Here is a 17,479-nt window from a genome sequence, read left to right on the forward strand (position 1 = left end):
TGTTCCCAACACGTGATAGAGTAGTGCACGATGAAAAATACACGCAAGTATGTGAGCATGATGGCAGCGGTTACTATCTGTGGCACGCTCTTCATCGGTATGCCCGCCGCAGCTCAGGCGAGCGACGGCAGTGAAGCCGCAGTCACTTCGTCGCGTTCATTCACCCCCGGCAGCAAAGTGCGTGCCGACCTGCTTACCGAGTCGACTGCCACTATTGTCGAAAAGGATAGCCATTGGGGTGGCGTTGAGTCATTAAACGTTCCCACCACCAAATCACAGGCTGAGAAGGATGCTGAAGCCAAAGCCCAGCAGGCCCAGGTGGCGGCCAGCCAGCGTCAGGCTACGCAAGTCAGTCGTTCAGCTGCTCGTGGCGGTGCTGCTGATCGGATCTCTGACGTTCCGGCCACCGGTACGGGTGCGAATGTGGTCAACTATGCTCTTCAATTCCAAGGGGTTCCCTATGTGTACGGGGGGACCGATCCTGTCAGAGGCTTCGATTGCTCAGGATTCACCCAGTATGTGTTTGCCCACTTTGGCATCGGTCTGCCTCGCATAGCTGCCGATCAGGGTTCAATGGGCGTGCCGGTCACAGATCCGGCGCCTGGCGATCTGATGGTGGCTCCTGACGGTAGCCATGTCGGGATCTATGTCGGTGGTGGACGCATGATTCATGCCCCGGCTCCCGGCCAGAGCGTTATGGTTCAGGAGGTCTACCAGACTTTCAACTATCGACGTCTGGTCTGAGGCATAGTTTTAATGCAGTAATAACGCCCCCTTGTGGGGCGTTTTGCATATTCAGAGTCGAGATTCCTCGCGTGTTGGCCTTTGCGAACTTATTGATCTGGTCTGCATGCGATATTCTGACAGAAGGAGCGATGTCGGTTTGTCATCGTCTAGTTTAAAGGAGGTCGTCGGATGAGCAACGACAAGGCTGTTCTGGTAGGCGTTGATGGCTCGGACGCCAGCTACAAAGCGGCGTGGTGGGCTGCCAACTACGCTAAGCATGCAGGGTTGACCCTGCAAATCGTCTGCGCCTATTCCCTTCCCTCGTATGCGGCTGTCTCTTTCGACGCGACATACACCACCATGGGAGACGACGTGGCGGCTCACAACGATGCACAGGAGATTCTCTCCAAGGCTAAGGCCATCGCTGACGAGCAGGGTGTCAGTGCAGCCACGCTAATCGTGACGGGGGATCCCTCATCGGTCTTCGTGGAGCTGAGCCGCAATTACCGGCTGATTGTCATAGGCAACCGGGGCAAGGGCGGCCTGGCTGAGCGTCTACTGGGAACCACCAGCTCCAGCCTGCCAGCCTATGCTTACTGTCCTATTGTGGTCGTCCCCTATACCGATGACGACGGCAATCTGATGCATTTGAGCAACGACATCAAGCGGGTTGCTGTGGGCTCCGACGAGTCCAAGTGGGGTCTTAAGGCCTTGCAGATCGCCGCCGCCTTCGCCGATAGCTGGAATGCTGAACTGGATGTCATGTCGGCAGTACCCAATATTTCCGGACTGACTGGCACAGGTTCGGCTGAGGAGCGCAGCGTCATGGATTCTTACCTGGATGACCTCAATACCCGAATCGCCCCGCTCATGAAGACTTATCCGGATTTGCGCATCAACAAGACTGTGGTGCCAGGGTCGGCTGTGGAGGCTCTGACCCAGGCTAGCAAAACCCATGACGTGGTCGTAGTCGGCTCACGTGGCCGCGGCGGCTTCACCGGACTTCTGTTGGGATCGACCAGCCAGGGGCTCTTGCAGCATGCCGTAAGCCCCGTCTACGTAGTACCGCGCAAGTACGTAGAGGCCGAGGAGTCCGGGCTCAAGGCTGCAGCTGACGCTGCCGAAACCACCGATGTTGCTGAGATCACCGGCGTGGAGCGGGTCTCTGTGGATTCAGCCAAGCCTGAGCAGCTGGCTGACCTGGAGTCGACCATCGATCCCGAACACGAGGAGTAGAGGCAAGTCAATCCGAAAAAAGCGATGACAAAGGGCGGGAATCTCCAAAGTTCCGTGAACCTGGGAGCCCCCGCCCCTTTGCCGCTATCAGGTCAGTGGCGAACCTTGACGGAGATCCTGACCGGGGTCTCCCGCTGATAGGTGTGCGCCACCGTGCAGGACTTGGCAATATGGCGGCGGACTCGCTCCTCCAGCTTGTCCGCATCATCCTGGGCCAGCCTGGCCGAAGTGGCATCGACGTCCACCTGCTCGTCGAAGCTCAGGTAGGCGTCATCGTCGGCGTCATAGGTGCCGTCCACCACGATTTTCGCCCCCTTGTCCTTGCCCAGGGCGCTCTCCACAGCAAATTGGCTGGAAAGGGCTCCGCAGGCGGCCAGAGCGATCTTCATCAGGTCGCCCGGGTTGAATTGGCCTTCGCCCTTGCCGAAGGTGATGTGGGCCCCATTGTCGCCATAGGCGTTCCAGGTGCCGTCCTTGTCGCGTTCGACCCAAAGTCTTTTGCCCATCTGTTCCTCCTTGTCCGGCACCCGGCCGGGTGCGTCATCCTGATCCGAGCCTGTGGCCGGACCTGCTCCTCCAATCTAACCCAGACTGTGTGTTTCGTCACCGGGGCGCGCTCAGCTGACCGAGGACTTGATAGTATGGCCGCATGGCCTTGACTTCCGAAGAACTGCAGCGCATCCGTACACGTATCCCCGAGCGTCCCGACTCGGACATTCCCACTCCTTATGAGGACCTGGTGCGCACCATCCTGCGCGAGGGCACCCTGAAGTCCGACAGGACGGGCACCGGGACCATATCCCTGTTCGGGCGGCAGATGCGATTCGATCTGTCGCGTTCCTTCCCGCTGATCACCACCAAGAAGGTCTACTTCCGTGGCATCGCCTATGAGCTGCTTTGGTTCCTGAAGGGGTCGCAGAACGTGCGCTGGCTGCAGGAGAACCGTGTGCATATCTGGGACGAGTGGGCGGACCCGGAAACCGGGGATCTGGGTCCGGTCTATGGGGTCCAGTGGCGCAGCTGGCCCGCTCCGACCCCTGAGGACCCCCATCACACCATCGACCAGATCGCCAAGGTGCTGGATTTGATCCGCACCCACCCGGACTCCCGTCGAATGATCGTCACCGCTTGGAATCCGGCCCAGATTGACAGCATGGCCCTGCCGCCCTGCCATGCGCTCTTCCAGTTCTATGTGGCCGACGGCAGGCTGAGTTGCCAGCTCTATCAGCGCTCCTGCGACATGTTCCTGGGGGTGCCTTTCAACATCGCCTCCTACGCCCTGCTGACCCTGATGATGGCCCAGCAGGCCGATCTTGAGCCTGGGGAGTTCGTCTGGACCGGCGGCGACTGCCACATCTACGACAACCATGTGGAGCAGGTTCTGGAGCAGCTGTCGCGCAAACCTTATCCTTACCCGACCATGCGCATCCGCAAGGCCGACTCCATCTTCTCCTACCAGTACGAAGACTTCGAGGTGGTGGACTATCAGTGCCATCCCGCCATCAAGGCCCCGGTGGCGGTCTGATGGTGCGCTGGGCCGAATACGGGCACCGTCGAATCCGAAGATTAGAATGTACTCGTATATCTACTCACCATGAGGAGTGAACACAACAGATGGAGCATGACAATAGTCGCAGCGGCTATCACGAACCCGAGCCCGGTCAGGCCGGGCTTCTAGGCGATGAGGAATGGCGGCATCAGGAAGAAGAGATAGGCCGCCGCTCATCGGTCAATATGATCTGGGCGCAGGCGCGGGCCACTGACGGCCGGCGCGGCGCCATCGGTTACCACAATGCCCTGCCTTGGCATTTGAGCGAGGACATGCGGCACTTCAAGGAGCTGACCGTATCCCATCCTGTCATCATGGGGCGGCGGACCTGGGTGTCCATGGGGGAGCGGCCCCTGCCCAAGAGGGACAACATCATCCTGTCCAGCGATCCAGGGTTCCATGCACCCGGCGCTACCGTGGTATCTGCGGCCGACGATGCTCTGGAGCTGGCCAGGCAGGAAGCCATTCCCGACGATGGGATGGATCGCAGTGAAATATGGGTCATCGGCGGGGCAGGGGTCTTCAGCACCTTCTTTCCGTTGGCGGATGCGGCCTACGTGACCGACCTGGACCTGCAGACCCCGGCCGACGTCTTTGTGCCCGATATGGAGGAGCTGGTCAACAAGCGGTTCTGGCATGTGCGTGATAAGACCCGGTGGATGACCCCGGCCAAACCAGACCAGGCGGCTGCCATCCCGCGGTTCCGGTACGTCACCTATGGGAAGGTGCGTTGATGGGTCAGGATTCTGAAGGAAAGGCCTCACGGGGTCCCTACAACGTCATGACCGTCTGCACCGGCAACATCTGCCGGTCGCCCATGGCTGAGGTCATCCTGCGCAAGTTCTTCCAAGATCGCGGACTGGATGAGGATCAGGTCAGGGTGGAATCCAGCGGAGTCAGTGACGAGGAGTTCGGCAACCCCATAGATCGACGTGCTCAGAAAGTTCTGCGCGAGCGGGGCTATGAGGTGCCGGCTGACCACTTCGCCCACCGGATCACCCGGGAGGAGGCCGAAGATGCCGACCTGCTGCTGCCCATGACGGCCGACCATATGCGAGCCCTTCTCCGTCTGCTGCCCTCCGGCAAGCGATCCGCTGTTCACCTGTACCGCAGCTTCGACCCGGACCTGCCCAAGCCGGCACCGGGACGGGAGAGTCAAATCGATCTGGTGGACCCTTGGTATGGCGGCCCCCATGAGTTCGAGGTGGCCATCGATCAGATCGAGCACACGGCGCCCTACATCGTCGACTGGGTGGCCAGACAGTTGTCCTGAACGATAGATGCATGAAATAGGCCTATAGGAACTAAACGCGTTGTTTTAGGTTCTGTGTGTGGGTTTGGTTGTGTGTTGGTCAGAGTGTGGTGTTGGGGTATCTGACTGGTGTGTGGAACTCGTTCCAGTTGATGGCGGTGCCGTAGTGTTCGGGCTCGTCCTGTTCCTGTCTGGTTTCCCGTTTGGGTGCTGGTTGTGGCTGGTGGTGTTCGTCCCTGATCAGGCTGGCGGGGTCGGGGTTGTCGGTTTTCATGTAGCAGTGCCATTCGCAGGCGCGTCTCATGTGGCTCTCGGGTAGGCCGTGGTGTTGCAGGAGGGTGCGTTTGATGGGTGAGTTGACTCCTCCTTCCAGCCGGTTGGTGGTGCGTTCCACTGGCCCGCCGGCGGTGAGTTCGGGTTCCAGGAAGGCGAAGAGCTGCCTGTCTTGGAAGAGGTGTTCGAGCCTGCGGTAGCAGCGGCGGAGTTCCTGGTGGGTCCACCACCAGGATTGGTGGCTGGCTTTGGGGTTGGCTGGGTCGTCCTTGGCCATGGTGCGTTCGTCGATGAGGGTTTTCCATCTTTCGTGCCAGGCGTTCAAGGCCTCACCCCAACGCACCGCTTCCTCGATGGTATGGACCCGGGTGAGCTGGTCGGAGAGTCGCTTGAGTTCCTTGCCGGCCTGAAGTCGTGGTTTGAGTGTCGGGTCGGTTTTGGTGTTGCGTTGCACGTGCACCAGGCAGCGTTGGATGCGCGTGCCCGGCCAGCAGGCATGGCAGGCTTTCTGCACGCCGCGAAGGCCGTCGGTGATGAGCACGTCGGGCCCGGGGATGCGGGAGAACAGGGCCGTGTAGGCCGCCGTGTTCTCCTGATGGCACCACTGCCAGTCGATGACCTGGCCCGTCTGCCCGTCGATCGCTATCAGGAGGCACCAGCCGTGTGCCATACACGTGCCGTCGGCCATGAGCGTGTGATGGACCACCCCGTCCGGTGTGATTGCCGGCTTGATGTTCCAGCACCAGCCGACCCGTTTACGCCAGGCCCTGGCGCCCATGGCCCCCATCTGTTCCTGGGTCCTGCCCGTCAGCAGCCAGTCCAGGAACTCCCTCAACTGCGCGGCGCGGGCCCGGTCCTGCCTGCGCGCGGTGGACGTGATCGAGCAGGACGGACACATCCAGCGCTGCGTGCCTGATCTGTTGCGCCCATGCTTGCGCATCCGCCCATGGCATATGGGGCAATGCCTGGCCCTCTTCGATCTGGTTCTCATTCCCCAATCGAACAGGAACGGGCACCCCTGCAAGACCCCTATTAACAACCCGACCTATTAACAACCACCCAACACGCTTACAGCCACAAGGCCAAACCCCCAACATAAACAACGCGTTTAGTTCCTATAGCCCATGAAATATCAATTAAGCCCCTAGATTCCTTAAGAATCTCAGGGGCTTAATGGCTGGTGGCTCCGAGCGGGATCGAACCGTTGACCTAGCGATTTTCAGTCGCTCGCTCTACCAACTGAGCTACAGAGCCATGAACAGTCGAAAAGACCCGGAAAAACCGGGTCAGACCGTTCCCAGCGACTCCGGCCGGACTTGAACCGGTGACCTCCGCCGTGACAGGGCGGCGCTCTAACCAACTGAGCTACGGAGCCGAGGCTGCTTGAACAGCCAAGAGGAAAGTTTACATGAGCGCCGGGGGAATGCAAGCCCCGGCGCGTCGCTGCCTAGTCCTGCTGCTGCCAGCCATCGGTGTCGATGTGGTGGGCAGGGTTGGCCTGCCAGGCCTTCCAGGCCGATTCGACAATCTCTTCGACGCCGTACTTGGCATGCCAGCCCATCTCGGTGTTGATCCGGGTGGGGTCGCCGATCAGGTGCGGCGGGTCGCCGGCACGGCGGGGCTTGATGGCCTCGGTGAAGGGCAGACCTGTCACTTTCTTGACTTCTTCCACGATTTGGCGAACGGATGTGCCCTGGCCGGTGCCCACGTTGAAGGCGTCATAGCGGCGCTGGTCGCGGTCCAGGTAGTCCAGGGCGGCGATGTGGGCGTCGGCCAGGTCGGAGACGTGGATGTAGTCGCGCACGCAGGTGCCGTCGGGGGTGGGGTAGTCGTCGCCGAAGATGGCGGGTGCCTTGCCCTGCCGCAGCCTGTCGAAGAGCATGGGAATCAGGTTGAGGACAGCCGGGTCCTCCAGACTGACCGGTCCGCAGCCGGCCACGTTGAAGTAGCGCAGGGCGCAGAAGCGGATGCCGTAAGGCTGCTCGCAGGCCCGGGCCATCCACTCGCCGACCAGCTTGGTCTGGCCGTAGGGGTTGATGGGGACCATGGGCTGCACATCCTCGGGAACCACGTCGACCGGAGGCTCTCCATAGGTTGCGGCCGAGCTGGAGAAGACCAACTTCTTGGCTTCGGTCTTTGCCATGGCGGACAGGACGTTGATCATGCCGTTCAGGTTCTGCCGGTAGTACCAGATGGGCTTCTCCACGGACTCGCCCACCTGCTTGCGGGCAGCGAAATGGATGACCGAGTCGACCCCGTTCTCATTGATGATATCGGCCAGACGCTGGTCGGCTCCCGGCGCGGCCACGTCAGCGCCGTAAAGACGGGCATTCCCGATCCGATCGGGCCTGCCATAGCTGAGGTCGTCGACCACGACGACCTCCTTGCCGGCCTCTTGCAGGGCGTGAACCACATGGGCGCCGATGTATCCGCAGCCGCCTGTAACCAAAACTGACATCTGCATGCCTTTCCTATCCAAAACCGCAGATGCGGTCATGTTCAATTTTGAGTAAAAATGTTCTATTTTGTTTCAATTTAAGTATATCACGGAGACGAACACGTCACAGTCCATAAGACAGCCGAATTTAGGATATACATGAAGGGTGAAAAATACTGAGCAACCACAGAAATCCAATCGAAGGACCATTGTCTCATACGTCTTGCGTTCCGGCAGGCTCAGTTCCCGTCTGGAAGCTGCCTGGAGGCGCTATTCCGGCATTTACATGTTGGACCTGCCGAGGGGGGAAGGATCCCCCTTGTCGGTGGCTCAGAATTTGCAACTGGATCAGGAGGCGGCTGATCGAATTTGGGGACGACGAGCGCCGCTGACCGTGGAAATCGGATCCGGCCAGGGCGAGAACGTCGTGGCCGCCGCCCGTAGGCATCCTGAGCGTAACTACTTGGCTTTGGAAGTTTACCGTCCCGGTCTGGCCCACACTATGCTTATGGCCGGCAAGGAGGGGTTGACCAACCTGAGGTTGGCCCAGGTAAATGCCCCGGATCTGTTAGAGCATTTGGCTGTGAACCTGGTCGACGAGCTCTGGACTTTCTTTCCCGATCCCTGGCCTAAAACCAAGCATCACAAACGTCGGTTGATCCAACCTGCCCTGGCCGATGCGGTGGTGTCATGCCTGCAAGTGGGAGGGCTCTGGCGAATAGCCACAGACATTGAGGACTATGCCCTGCATATACACGAGGTGCTGGATAACCATCCGGGTCTGCGCAATTTGGGCAATAGAACAGTTAGGCTGCCTCTGGGCCATGTGGGCAAAGGGACGGCCGCCATGGCTGAAGATATGCCTCATGGGGACTTTGTCGAGTCGAAGCGGTTCGAGGGTCGTATCGTCACCAATTTCGAGCGCAAAGGTATGCAGGCCGGCAGAACCATCCACGACTTAACCTACCAGGCGGTGGCAGTGGGATGACCACTGGAAGATCACCGGGCGCTGGCCTTCAACCCGTTGCCGAATCAGCAATAGGATCTAATCGGGCGCATGGATCCTGACGAGTAAGGTAAAACCGGACCGAGCAACTGATCGGAGAGGAGTTGGGTATGGCTAAGAGGCTTGTGGTTGGGTTGCTGGCTCATGTAGACGCTGGCAAGACCACATTGTCCGAAGCCATGCTTTACCGCGCAGGAAATATCAGGCGGCTTGGCAGAGTGGATCATGGGGACGCCTTTCTGGACACTGACGAGACCGAACGCCACCGAGGGATCACCATTATGGTCAAGCCAGCAAGACTTCGATATCGGGATCTGGATTTGACCATCTTGGACACTCCTGGGCATGTGGATTTCGCTGCTGGTATGGAACGGGCCCTGTCAGTGCTGGACTATGTGATTCTAGTAATGGATGCACGAATGGGTCCGGAAGGTTATACCGACACTCTCTGGCGACTCTTGGATGCCCATGGCATACCGACCTTTCTCTTTGTTAACAAGACGGATGCACCAGGCGCCGATCCGGGGGCTCTTTTAGAGGCCTGCCGACAGCACTGGTCGCCTGGTTGCCTAGAGTTCGGAGATGGGCCAGAGGCAGCTGATCCGGAGGACCTGGCACTGTTGGATGAGGGCGCCATGGACGAGTATCTGGAGGCAGGCTATCTGAGCAAGCAGACCTTGAAGAGCCTCGTGGCCCGGCGACTGCTCTTTCCGGCATTCCGGGGCTCAGCCTTGCATCTTGAAGGAATTGACGCCCTGCTTGATGGTTTGGAAACCTTGACTAGAACACCGAAATACAACAAGCAATTTGGCGCTCGTGTCTATCGTGTTTCTCATGACCGCAGTCATAGTCGGCTAACCTGGCTGAAAGTGACAGGAGGCAATCTTCCAGTCAAAACCCCGATGGATGACTTGCTCAATTATCAAAAAGCCGCGGGAAAGACGGATGGTAATGGTGGACGTATTGATCAGCTGCGTCTTTATTCGGGCGAGGGCTATCTGCTGACGAACATGGCGCATGCAGGAGATATTGTAGCCGCAACCGGGCTGGAGATGACCTATCCTGGGGAGGGTCTGGGTGTAGAGCCGGACTTGGGCAGGCCGGCCTTGGAGCCTGTGCTTACTTACGCTGTAAGGTCCCAGAATCAGAACTTGCACAGGATTCTGGAGGCCCTGAAGCTTTTGCAGGATGAGGAACCTATGCTGCATGTGTCCTGGGTGCCGCAGTTGCAGCAGATCCAGTTACAGATCATGGGTCCGGTCGAGCTGGAGGTGATCCGTGAGGAGCTCCGTCGTCGTTTTGGACTGGAAGTGGACTTTAATCAGGGCGAGATCCTCTACAGGGAGACCATCCAGGCTCCTGTGGAGGGGGTAGGGCATTTTGAGCCCCTCCGTCACTATGCTGAGGTCCACCTGCTGCTGGAACCTACTGAATTGGGCTCCGGCCTGAGCTTCGCAAGCTCATGCAGTCGTGATCGGCTTGACGGAAACTGGCAGCGTTTGATCATGACTCATCTACAAGAGAAGGAACACCTTGGAGTGCTGACCGGATCGCCTATCACAGACATGCGGATCACTCTGCTGGATGGGCGTGCACACTTGAAACACACCGAGGGTGGTGATTTTAGACAGGCTACCTACCGGGCAATTCGACAGGGACTGATGAAAGCCCGGAGTCTTTTACTTGAGCCCTGGTATTGGTTCCGTTTGTGTCTGCCACGTGAGTCTCTGGGGCATGCCATGTCCGACATAGCTAGGATGGGCGGTCAGCTGGGATCCCCTCATGGTTCACATGACATTGTAGATCTGGAGGGGCGGGCGCCGGTCTCGTATATGCGTGACTATGCCATTCGTCTCAGTGCTTACACTCATGGTCAGGGTCATCTGTCATGCTCGGTGGATGGGTACCGACCCTGCCATGATCAGGATGCGGTGGTGGCTGACATAGGTTACGACCCTGAGGCTGATCTGGACAATACCCCAGATTCGGTCTTCTGCTCTCATGGCGCTGGGTATACGGTCAAATGGAACCGCGTGGAGGATTTCATGCATTTGCCAAGCATGGCTGGGCATTGATGTGTTAATAAATGCGGGCTGGAACAGCAACCCCTATTGATTAATAGCCGTATTTATCGTTCAATTCGCCTGAATTTGGTATCTATGCACCCTGCTAGAGATGTGGGTTATATTCAGATACTGAAAAGCTGAATTGTTGTTTCAAAGACTGCCGCGGATCGCGGCAAAAAATGGCTAAATTACGGCTATCATCAATGCTAACCTCACAGGTGCAACCGGCATTGGTAATGTTTTACTGATGTGCTTGCAACATATATTGGTTGCTTGTGATGTTTAAAAATCCGGGCGATAGATAAATTTATAAGAATTGAAAAACGGTGCGCATTAATTCGGAAGTAGCGCTAGAAGGATATGATTTTTACAACTACATGGTAGATTCCGGCGATAGATTATTGTTTAAACTTGCATTCGTACCTTTATCGCGGTTATGCGTCGACAGGCGCTGTGCTGTTTCTTACTTTCAGACTGGTCGGTAGTACAACTTGATTATTAGTTATGGTGCCTTTTTCTTTGTCGATAAGCATGTTCGTGGCCATAACGGCCATCTCCTGTAACGGTTGGTGAACAGTGGTCATGGCTGGTCCCATAAAAGCGGAGGTCTGGATGTCGTCGAAACCGACAACTGATAGGTCTTCTGGAATCCGTATCCTCATTCTTCTGGCTGCCTCGTAAACGCCCATACTCTGCAGGTCACAGCCACCAAAAATAGCAGTGGGAGGGTTCGGCTCTTTCAGTAGGCTCAGAGCCTCCCGGTACCCACATTGAGTAGTGAAATCTCCTTCTCTTACAAGCTTCCTATCTAGCGGAATCCCATGCTCGTTTAATGCAGCCTTATATCCATCAAAACGAGCCCTTGAGCACATCATCTGATTGGGCCCGGTGATAATGCCGATGCGTTTGTGTCCTAGATCCAGAAGATGTCTGGTTGCTATGACGCCGCCAGTCCAATTGTCGGCTTGAACAGACATGTTATCGGGTGAAGGAGTACCTGATGGGTCTAACGTCAGATAGTTAATGTTGTATGAGTACAGGAGCTTGGTCTCTTTAACAGTTAGATTAGAAAAAATCAGAATAACGCCGAGAGGCTGTCTGTGGATCACGCCATTGACCCAGGATGAGTCAGGGTGCGTTTCATCTCCGCTTTCTGTAGTGATCACACTCAGACTGTGAGCCTGGGCTTCGGTGAGGATGCCACGTAGTATTTCTAGGCACCAGAGACTGTCGAATTTTTGAAAAACTACTTCAATCAGCTTGCGATTCTTGGAGGAACGGACCCTGCGGTGGTATCCATATGTTTCTATGGCTTCTGTTATGATTTTGCGTGTTTTTCCCGAAACATCACTTCGTCCATTAAGTACCTTGGAAACCGTAGAGAGTGAAAAACCGGTTTTTGCAGCGATGTCAGACAACTGTACCGTTGTATTGGCAGCATTTTCCTTAAGCATGTCGAAACAGCCCCCACAAAGACGCTTCAAATGGTCACATTCCAGTATACTCGAAACTTTCGTTTAGTGAAATAGGCTGCTGCGCTGAGTTTTTATTGATATCTGCTCAGAAACTAAGTAAATCATCGTTTTGACAACAACCTTGTTAATGGTTATATTGTCAAGTACCGAAAAGAAATGGTTTTTTCGGTAATCTTTTCGAAAGGAAGTGGTGAACGGGCTGGTATCCCTAGGGCTGTTTTGGGGGAAGCAGGCGGGAGTGATTGTTCTAGCTGAGTTGCGGAACAATACAAAGGTATGAAGTAACCGATCGTGAACAGTGTCGTTTGATCAGGAAAGGATCCCCGTTTAAGGGGAGCATGATGAGAGTAAAAACAATTGGAGCGGCTTTACTGACTTGCGTAACCGTTCTTTCACTTGGAGCTTGTGGAGGTTCGGATCATGCGGGTAAAGATGGCAAGGTCACATTACATTTCTGGCATATTTCCACGACTGCATCAGGCAAAGCATATCAGGAAAATCTCGCTCGTAAGTTCGAGAAGAAGCATCCCAATGTGACAGTGAAGGTACAAGCAATTCAGACAGAAGATTATGATGGTAAACTGCAAACAGCCATGCAGGATTCCAATTCTGCGCCAGATGTCTTTTTGTCTAGGGGCGGTCAGAAATTGTCCGACATGGTTGAAGCCGGTCAGGTCATGGACCTGAGCGATAAGTTGTCTAAATCGGTACAGTCACGTCTCAGCGATACCCTGTCTGTTCAAAAGGTCCATGGCAAGCAATATGGCGTGCCGGTTATGCTTTCCCCTGGGGGCTTCTTCTATTCCAGGGATCTCTTCAAACAGGCAGGTATAGAACAGCCTCCTGCCAACATGGCTGAGTTCAGCCAAGCTGTACAGAAACTGAAGGACGCTGGTATTCCCCCAATCGCTTTGGGCGCCAAAGATGCTTGGCCGGCTGCTCACTATTGGTACTGGTTTGCTTTGCGTGAGTGTGCACCGGCTACCTTCAATTCGACTGTCAAAACGAAAAAATTTGAAGATAAATGTTGGACTAAGGCTGGCCAAGATCTTGATGACCTCGCCAAGACAACTCCCTTTAATGAGGGATTCCTGACGACCTCTGCAGCACAAGGAGCCAATTCTTCGGCTGGCCTCTTGGCCAATCATAAAGCTGCGATGGAGCTGATGGGAAGCTGGGAGCCTATGAATATGATGGATCTAGCACCCAATGGGAAAATGGATGATTTAGGATTCTTTGCGTTTCCTGAGGTGTCTGGTGGAGCAGGTGATCAATCAGCCATGATGGGCGGTAGCGACGGATACGCGTGCTCGGTCAACGCGCCTAAAGAATGTGTAGACTTCCTTGACTTTATAGTGAATAAGGATAACCAAGAGGAGTACTACAAAGCTTTCTCGTCTATTCCTGCGGCTAAGGATGCGAGGAGCGCTGTTGATAATCCGACTCTGCAAGAAGTCTTGGCTGTGTATGCTAAGGCGTCTTCCATGTCTCTTTGGCTTGATACGCAATTCGGACAGAATGTCGGTAATGCGTTGAATACCGGCGTGGTCAATATGCTCTCTGGTAAGGGCGGGCCAAAGGATATCGTCAAGGCAACAGATCAAGCAGCTCAAAAAGGTTAAGCATCAGGTTTCATGGGTGATGCCGTCATCTGGCAGCATCACCCATGGTCTTACAGGCAACGCGCATAAGCATCGTATGAATCAGACTATTACAAGTAAGGGGGTTCGCATAACCAATGCGTGATCCTAATGCAATCACAAAGTCCAGGCGTGAGAGAGTGGAAATAACCCTCCTGTCAACTCCGGCAATCATTATCTTCCTTGGTTTCGTCATATTCCCCGTTTTTATGGCGGTGTATTACGGACTCTTCAAGTGGAAAGGTTTCGGCTCGCCATCCAGCAACGGACAATTTATCGGTATTGATAATTTTGTTCTTATTCTCAAAGATCCGGTCTTTCAAAAGGCAGTTGGCCACAACTTCTTTATTGCCGTGATGTCTTTGATCATTCAAATACCGCTTGCCATACTCTTTGCACTGCTACTCAATCAAAAGTTCAAGGGGAGGGGGTTAATACGGACTTTGATATTTGTCCCCTATGTGATTTCCGAGGTAATTGTCGGAACTGGTTGGAGCTTGATGCTCCAAAGTAAGGGAGCTGTAAATGCAGTCTTAGCCAAGCTGGGACTTGCTGGAGCCGATTGGATTGCCAACCCGAAAATCGCCATGTGGACTTTGCTCTTTGTTATCTCTTGGAAGTATGTCGGTTTTTACGTCATCCTGATGCTGGCAGGACTTCAATCTATCCCAGAAGAGTTATATGAAGCCGCAGCTGTTGATGGTGCAGATTTTTGGCAGATGCAACGCAGTATTACATTGCCTTTGCTGGCTCCAACTGTGAGGATTGCCGCTTTCCTTTCCATTATAGGTTCTATGCAGCTCTTCGATTTGGTCTACATCATTTGGGGACAGTACGTTTCCGATACTGCCGGGACGTCGACTATGGCTACTTATATGGTGCGCGAGGGGCGACTTGCATCAAATTACGGATATGGCAACGCCATAGCGGTGATTATCTTTCTGATTTCTCTGCTAGTGGCCTTGCTTTACCAAAAATTCGTACTCAGCAAGGATCTTGAGGGCGGGCTAACAGAGTCTAAATGAAGACGTACTGCTGATGCTATTGAGTTTTGTTGGGAAGGAACTGGAAAATGTCAAATCATAAGGGTGGTAGTCGTTTTGAAATATTGCAGCGGTGGAAGGGGGAACGTGCGTCGACTCCTTGGGGTAACCCTGTAGTCTATTTTCTTTCCCTCGTGCTTGTCGGAATCTGTGTTGGGCCGGTGCTGTATATCATCTTCGGTGGTTTTCGAACCAATGCTCAAATAACTCAAGATCCCTCAGGGCTGCCTAACCCTTGGGTTGTTTCGAATTACACGAGCGTTTTGGAATCCGGGACTTTTTGGCAACAACTCGTCAATTCCTTGCTCGTGGCGTTGCTAACAACAATTGGCACGGTAGCGCTTGGCCTTATGGTCAGTTTTGTCATTGCGCGGTATCGATTCAGGTATGCAGGATTGATGTATTCACTTTTCGCTGCAGGTCTGATGTTTCCAATGACGGTTGCAATTACCCCTCTTTACTTGCTTATTAAGGCTCTTGGGCTGGTGAATTCAATTTTTGGTTTGGTATTGCCTGAGATCGCTTTTGCCTTGCCGACTACGATTATTATTCTGGTCCCATTCCTTAAGTCCATCCCTCAGGAGTTGGAGGAAGCTGCTGCCTTGGACGGCTGCTCGCGGATGGGGTTCTTCTGGCGCATGATTGTGCCCCTATCCATGCCTGGTGTAGCTACAACCGGAATTTTGGCTTTTGTCAACAGCTGGAATAACTACATGCTTCCGCTCTTTCTGATTAATGACCCGCACAGGTATACGCTGCCGCTCGGAGTCCAGATGTTCAGCTCTCAGTATTCCGTGGATACAGCCAAGGTTCTGGCTTTTACCTCAATGTCTATGATTCCGGCATTATTGTGCTTTACTTTCTTCCAAAAAAGGATTGTCGGAGGCTTGACCGGGGCGATCAAGGGTTGATGGCGTAAGCGGTGGAAAGACATAAAGTGAGATTAAAGACCAATGGGGAAGTACGTTACCAGGCGGGGGAGTGATGAAGCAATGTCAAAGATGATTTCTAATCCTGTGCTCAGGGGTTTTAATCCTGATCCTTCGATTATCCGAGTTGGTGAAACATATTATATAGCCACATCCACCTTTGAATGGTGGCCAGGCGTACGACTATATGAATCACATGATATGGTTAACTGGGCATTGTTGCCCAGTCCGTTGAACAGGGTGAGTCAACTTGATATGAAGGGAACATGTGCATCTGGAGGTGTCTGGGCGCCGGACCTTTCATACAATGACGGGGTATTTTGGCTTATTTTTACTGATGTCAAACAAGTTGAAGGGGCCTTTAAGGATTGCACCAATTATCTCGTTACCGCTGAAAATATACGTGGACCATGGTCAGACCCCATCAGGTTAAACGGCGTTGGCTTCGACCCTAGTCTTTTCCACGACGGGGATTGCAAGTATTTGGTGCAGCAGACATGGGACTTTCGGGATTATCATCATGCCTTCAACGGAATAACTCTGACTGAGTTCGATAAGGGCACGATGAAATTAATGCCTGAAACCGAGCGGATAATCTGGAAAGGCAGCAAGGTAAAAGTCACTGAAGGACCGCACCTATATCGGATCGGAGACTATTATTATCTTTTCGCGGCCGAAGGAGGTACCGGCTATGAACATCAGGAATCCGTGGCTCGCTCACGAAGTCTTGATGCGCTATCGTTCGAGGCGATGCCGAATAACCCACTGCTAGGGAACTATTTAACTCCCGAATCTTACTTGCAGAAACAAGGGCATGGTTCGTTGGTAGATACCTCTGATGGCCAGTGGTATTATGCGTCTCTTTGTGCTCGTCCATGGCATCGTCCGCAAGATCCGGTGAACGGAGTTAGAGGATGGTGCACTCTTGGCAGAGAGACCTCAATACAGAAGCTGGAGTGGACAGATGATGGGTGGCCTTATATCGTAGGCGGCCAAGCCGGTCAACGGTATGTCGATCCTCCGGTAGAACCAAGTACGGAGAGCCAGCCATCCAACAGGTTTCACGACGATTTTCAACTTTCAGAGCTAAACCAAGTATGGAATACATGTCGTGTACCATTTTCCGAAAAAATGGGATATGTAGGCGATGGCTGTTTACGACTAAAGGGTGGTCAATCCTTAACCAGCAGGGATGAACTTGCCATGATTGCTCGACGCTGGGACGCGTTTAACTTTACTGCTGAGACAAAAGTCGAGTTCAACCCCCACTCCTATATGCAGATGGCGGGCCTGACCAATTATTACAATGATCACTTTTGGTCTTGGATCTACCTAACTTGGGATGAAGAGCGCGGTTGCAAAGTAATTGAAATCTCTGAGTGCAACAGAGGTCGTTATCATTCCTTCCTGCATGACAGGAGCATAATAGTGCCCCAACAGGTTCAATCAGTGTGGCTGCGCACCCAGGTTGATACCGATATGTATCGGTATGAATATTCATTTGATGGTCATCGATTCGTTTCGTTGCCATGTGTTTTGGATGCTCGAATTCTGTCGGATGATTATGTTGCTCAGTCCTCTGGGGGTTTCTTCACTGGGGCTTTTTCTGGCTTGGCTTGTGTCGATCTCGGAGGATATAGGCGCGAGGCACATTTTGATTATTACGACTATAAAAGTTGGGATGTTGATTGAAAGGACGATTTAGCCTCCTTATCGCTGAGTCAGTCTTTTGCAGCTGGACGTCACCAAGACAAGGTGTTTTACCCTTGCGATAGGTGTTGTGATGGAGGCCTTTTATTGTAAGTGATATTAAAAAATGTGAACTATATGGTGTCTATTAATGGCTT

The 17,479-nt window shown here is 54.1% G+C and carries 15 protein-coding genes and 2 tRNA genes; 11 read left to right on the forward strand and 6 right to left on the reverse strand.

Features of this window, described 5'->3' with window-relative positions; all coding sequences use genetic code 11:
- The first annotated feature begins 30 nt into the window (after positions 1 to 30).
- On the forward strand, positions 31 to 744 hold the full coding sequence (locus J3T92_RS01935) for a C40 family peptidase (RefSeq protein ID WP_267399452.1): 714 nt from the start codon (positions 31 to 33) through the stop codon (positions 742 to 744).
- Between the two features lie 171 nt (positions 745 to 915).
- Positions 916 to 1,962 carry a universal stress protein gene (locus tag J3T92_RS01940; protein ID WP_267399453.1) on the forward strand — a complete coding sequence of 349 codons (1,047 nt, stop codon included), beginning with the start codon at positions 916 to 918 and terminating at the stop codon, positions 1,960 to 1,962.
- Positions 1,963 to 2,054: 92 nt separating this feature from the next.
- Here the strand turns inward: J3T92_RS01940 and J3T92_RS01945 are convergent, their stop codons facing one another.
- Entirely contained in the window at positions 2,055 to 2,468 is a 414-nt protein-coding gene (locus J3T92_RS01945) for an OsmC family protein (protein WP_267399454.1), read from the reverse strand.
- Positions 2,469 to 2,611: 143 nt separating this feature from the next.
- Here J3T92_RS01945 and J3T92_RS01950 point away from each other — a divergent pair, with 143 nt between their 5' ends.
- The 3 genes from J3T92_RS01950 to J3T92_RS01960 all read left to right on the forward strand — a co-directional run bounded on the left by J3T92_RS01950 (position 2,612) and on the right by J3T92_RS01960 (position 4,784).
- Positions 2,612 to 3,487, forward strand: a complete 876-nt coding sequence (locus J3T92_RS01950; protein WP_045935665.1) for a thymidylate synthase — start codon at positions 2,612 to 2,614, stop codon at positions 3,485 to 3,487.
- Between the two features lie 89 nt (positions 3,488 to 3,576).
- Positions 3,577 to 4,245 carry a dihydrofolate reductase gene (locus J3T92_RS01955; RefSeq protein ID WP_198182837.1) on the forward strand — a complete coding sequence of 223 codons (669 nt, stop codon included), beginning with the start codon at positions 3,577 to 3,579 and terminating at the stop codon, positions 4,243 to 4,245.
- Positions 4,245 to 4,784: a low molecular weight protein-tyrosine-phosphatase gene (locus tag J3T92_RS01960; protein ID WP_045924760.1), complete on the forward strand. Its 540-nt coding sequence runs from the start codon at positions 4,245 to 4,247 to the stop codon at positions 4,782 to 4,784. The genes J3T92_RS01955 and J3T92_RS01960 overlap by 1 nt, the downstream gene beginning before the upstream one ends.
- Positions 4,785 to 4,863: 79 nt before the next feature.
- On the opposite strand, the gene J3T92_RS01965 is transcribed toward J3T92_RS01960, so the two are convergent.
- The 4 genes from J3T92_RS01965 to galE all read right to left on the reverse strand — a co-directional run bounded on the left by J3T92_RS01965 (position 4,864) and on the right by galE (position 7,494).
- The gene (locus J3T92_RS01965; RefSeq protein ID WP_267399456.1) at positions 4,864 to 6,027 is read right to left on the reverse strand and encodes an IS1249 family transposase; all 1,164 of its coding nucleotides are present in this window, start codon (positions 6,025 to 6,027) and stop codon (positions 4,864 to 4,866) included.
- A gap of 187 nt (positions 6,028 to 6,214) precedes the next feature.
- Positions 6,215 to 6,290 (reverse strand) — tRNA-Phe (locus J3T92_RS01970).
- 47 nt (positions 6,291 to 6,337) lie between these two features.
- Positions 6,338 to 6,411 (reverse strand) — tRNA-Asp (locus J3T92_RS01975).
- Between the two features lie 72 nt (positions 6,412 to 6,483).
- Complete coding sequence (gene galE / locus J3T92_RS01980; RefSeq protein WP_267399457.1) at positions 6,484 to 7,494, reverse strand: UDP-glucose 4-epimerase GalE; 1,011 nt, start codon at positions 7,492 to 7,494, stop codon at positions 6,484 to 6,486.
- A gap of 145 nt (positions 7,495 to 7,639) precedes the next feature.
- Here galE and trmB point away from each other — a divergent pair, with 145 nt between their 5' ends.
- A complete protein-coding gene (gene trmB, locus J3T92_RS01985; protein ID WP_267399458.1) occupies positions 7,640 to 8,461 on the forward strand; it encodes a tRNA (guanine(46)-N(7))-methyltransferase TrmB in 822 nt (273 codons plus the stop codon).
- A gap of 128 nt (positions 8,462 to 8,589) precedes the next feature.
- A complete protein-coding gene (locus tag J3T92_RS01990) occupies positions 8,590 to 10,554 on the forward strand; it encodes an elongation factor G (protein WP_267399460.1) in 1,965 nt (654 codons plus the stop codon).
- 425 nt (positions 10,555 to 10,979) lie between these two features.
- On the opposite strand, the gene J3T92_RS01995 is transcribed toward J3T92_RS01990, so the two are convergent.
- On the reverse strand, positions 10,980 to 11,999 hold the full coding sequence (locus J3T92_RS01995; protein ID WP_267399462.1) for a LacI family DNA-binding transcriptional regulator: 1,020 nt from the start codon (positions 11,997 to 11,999) through the stop codon (positions 10,980 to 10,982).
- A gap of 362 nt (positions 12,000 to 12,361) precedes the next feature.
- Here J3T92_RS01995 and J3T92_RS02000 point away from each other — a divergent pair, with 362 nt between their 5' ends.
- The 4 genes from J3T92_RS02000 to J3T92_RS02015 all read left to right on the forward strand — a co-directional run bounded on the left by J3T92_RS02000 (position 12,362) and on the right by J3T92_RS02015 (position 17,324).
- A complete protein-coding gene (locus J3T92_RS02000) occupies positions 12,362 to 13,642 on the forward strand; it encodes an ABC transporter substrate-binding protein (RefSeq protein ID WP_267400224.1) in 1,281 nt (426 codons plus the stop codon).
- 116 nt (positions 13,643 to 13,758) lie between these two features.
- A complete protein-coding gene (locus tag J3T92_RS02005) occupies positions 13,759 to 14,685 on the forward strand; it encodes a carbohydrate ABC transporter permease (RefSeq protein ID WP_267399463.1) in 927 nt (308 codons plus the stop codon).
- 47 nt (positions 14,686 to 14,732) lie between these two features.
- Positions 14,733 to 15,614, forward strand: coding sequence for a carbohydrate ABC transporter permease (locus J3T92_RS02010; protein ID WP_051354081.1), 882 nt, complete (start codon positions 14,733 to 14,735; stop codon positions 15,612 to 15,614).
- 90 nt (positions 15,615 to 15,704) lie between these two features.
- A complete protein-coding gene (locus J3T92_RS02015) occupies positions 15,705 to 17,324 on the forward strand; it encodes a glycoside hydrolase family 43 protein (protein WP_267400225.1) in 1,620 nt (539 codons plus the stop codon).
- The last annotated feature ends 155 nt before the right edge of the window (positions 17,325 to 17,479 follow it).

It is taken from the genome of Bifidobacterium sp. B4081, from assembly GCF_026537335.1.
Taxonomy (GTDB): domain Bacteria; phylum Actinomycetota; class Actinomycetes; order Actinomycetales; family Bifidobacteriaceae; genus Bombiscardovia.

Coding starts and splice junctions, on each gene's coding strand:
- J3T92_RS01935 (WP_267399452.1), top strand. CDS start 31: ATGAAAAATACACGCAAGTATGTGAGCATGATGGCAGCGGTTACTATC.
- J3T92_RS01940 (WP_267399453.1), top strand. CDS start 916: ATGAGCAACGACAAGGCTGTTCTGGTAGGCGTTGATGGCTCGGACGCC.
- J3T92_RS01945 (WP_267399454.1), bottom strand. CDS start 2,468: ATGGGCAAAAGACTTTGGGTCGAACGCGACAAGGACGGCACCTGGAAC.
- J3T92_RS01950 (WP_045935665.1), top strand. CDS start 2,612: ATGGCCTTGACTTCCGAAGAACTGCAGCGCATCCGTACACGTATCCCC.
- J3T92_RS01955 (WP_198182837.1), top strand. CDS start 3,577: ATGGAGCATGACAATAGTCGCAGCGGCTATCACGAACCCGAGCCCGGT.
- J3T92_RS01960 (WP_045924760.1), top strand. CDS start 4,245: ATGGGTCAGGATTCTGAAGGAAAGGCCTCACGGGGTCCCTACAACGTC.
- J3T92_RS01965 (WP_267399456.1), bottom strand. CDS start 6,027: ATGAGAACCAGATCGAAGAGGGCCAGGCATTGCCCCATATGCCATGGG.
- galE (WP_267399457.1), bottom strand. CDS start 7,494: ATGTCAGTTTTGGTTACAGGCGGCTGCGGATACATCGGCGCCCATGTG.
- J3T92_RS01990 (WP_267399460.1), top strand. CDS start 8,590: ATGGCTAAGAGGCTTGTGGTTGGGTTGCTGGCTCATGTAGACGCTGGC.
- J3T92_RS01995 (WP_267399462.1), bottom strand. CDS start 11,999: ATGCTTAAGGAAAATGCTGCCAATACAACGGTACAGTTGTCTGACATC.
- J3T92_RS02000 (WP_267400224.1), top strand. CDS start 12,362: ATGAGAGTAAAAACAATTGGAGCGGCTTTACTGACTTGCGTAACCGTT.
- J3T92_RS02005 (WP_267399463.1), top strand. CDS start 13,759: ATGCGTGATCCTAATGCAATCACAAAGTCCAGGCGTGAGAGAGTGGAA.
- J3T92_RS02010 (WP_051354081.1), top strand. CDS start 14,733: ATGTCAAATCATAAGGGTGGTAGTCGTTTTGAAATATTGCAGCGGTGG.
- J3T92_RS02015 (WP_267400225.1), top strand. CDS start 15,705: ATGATTTCTAATCCTGTGCTCAGGGGTTTTAATCCTGATCCTTCGATT.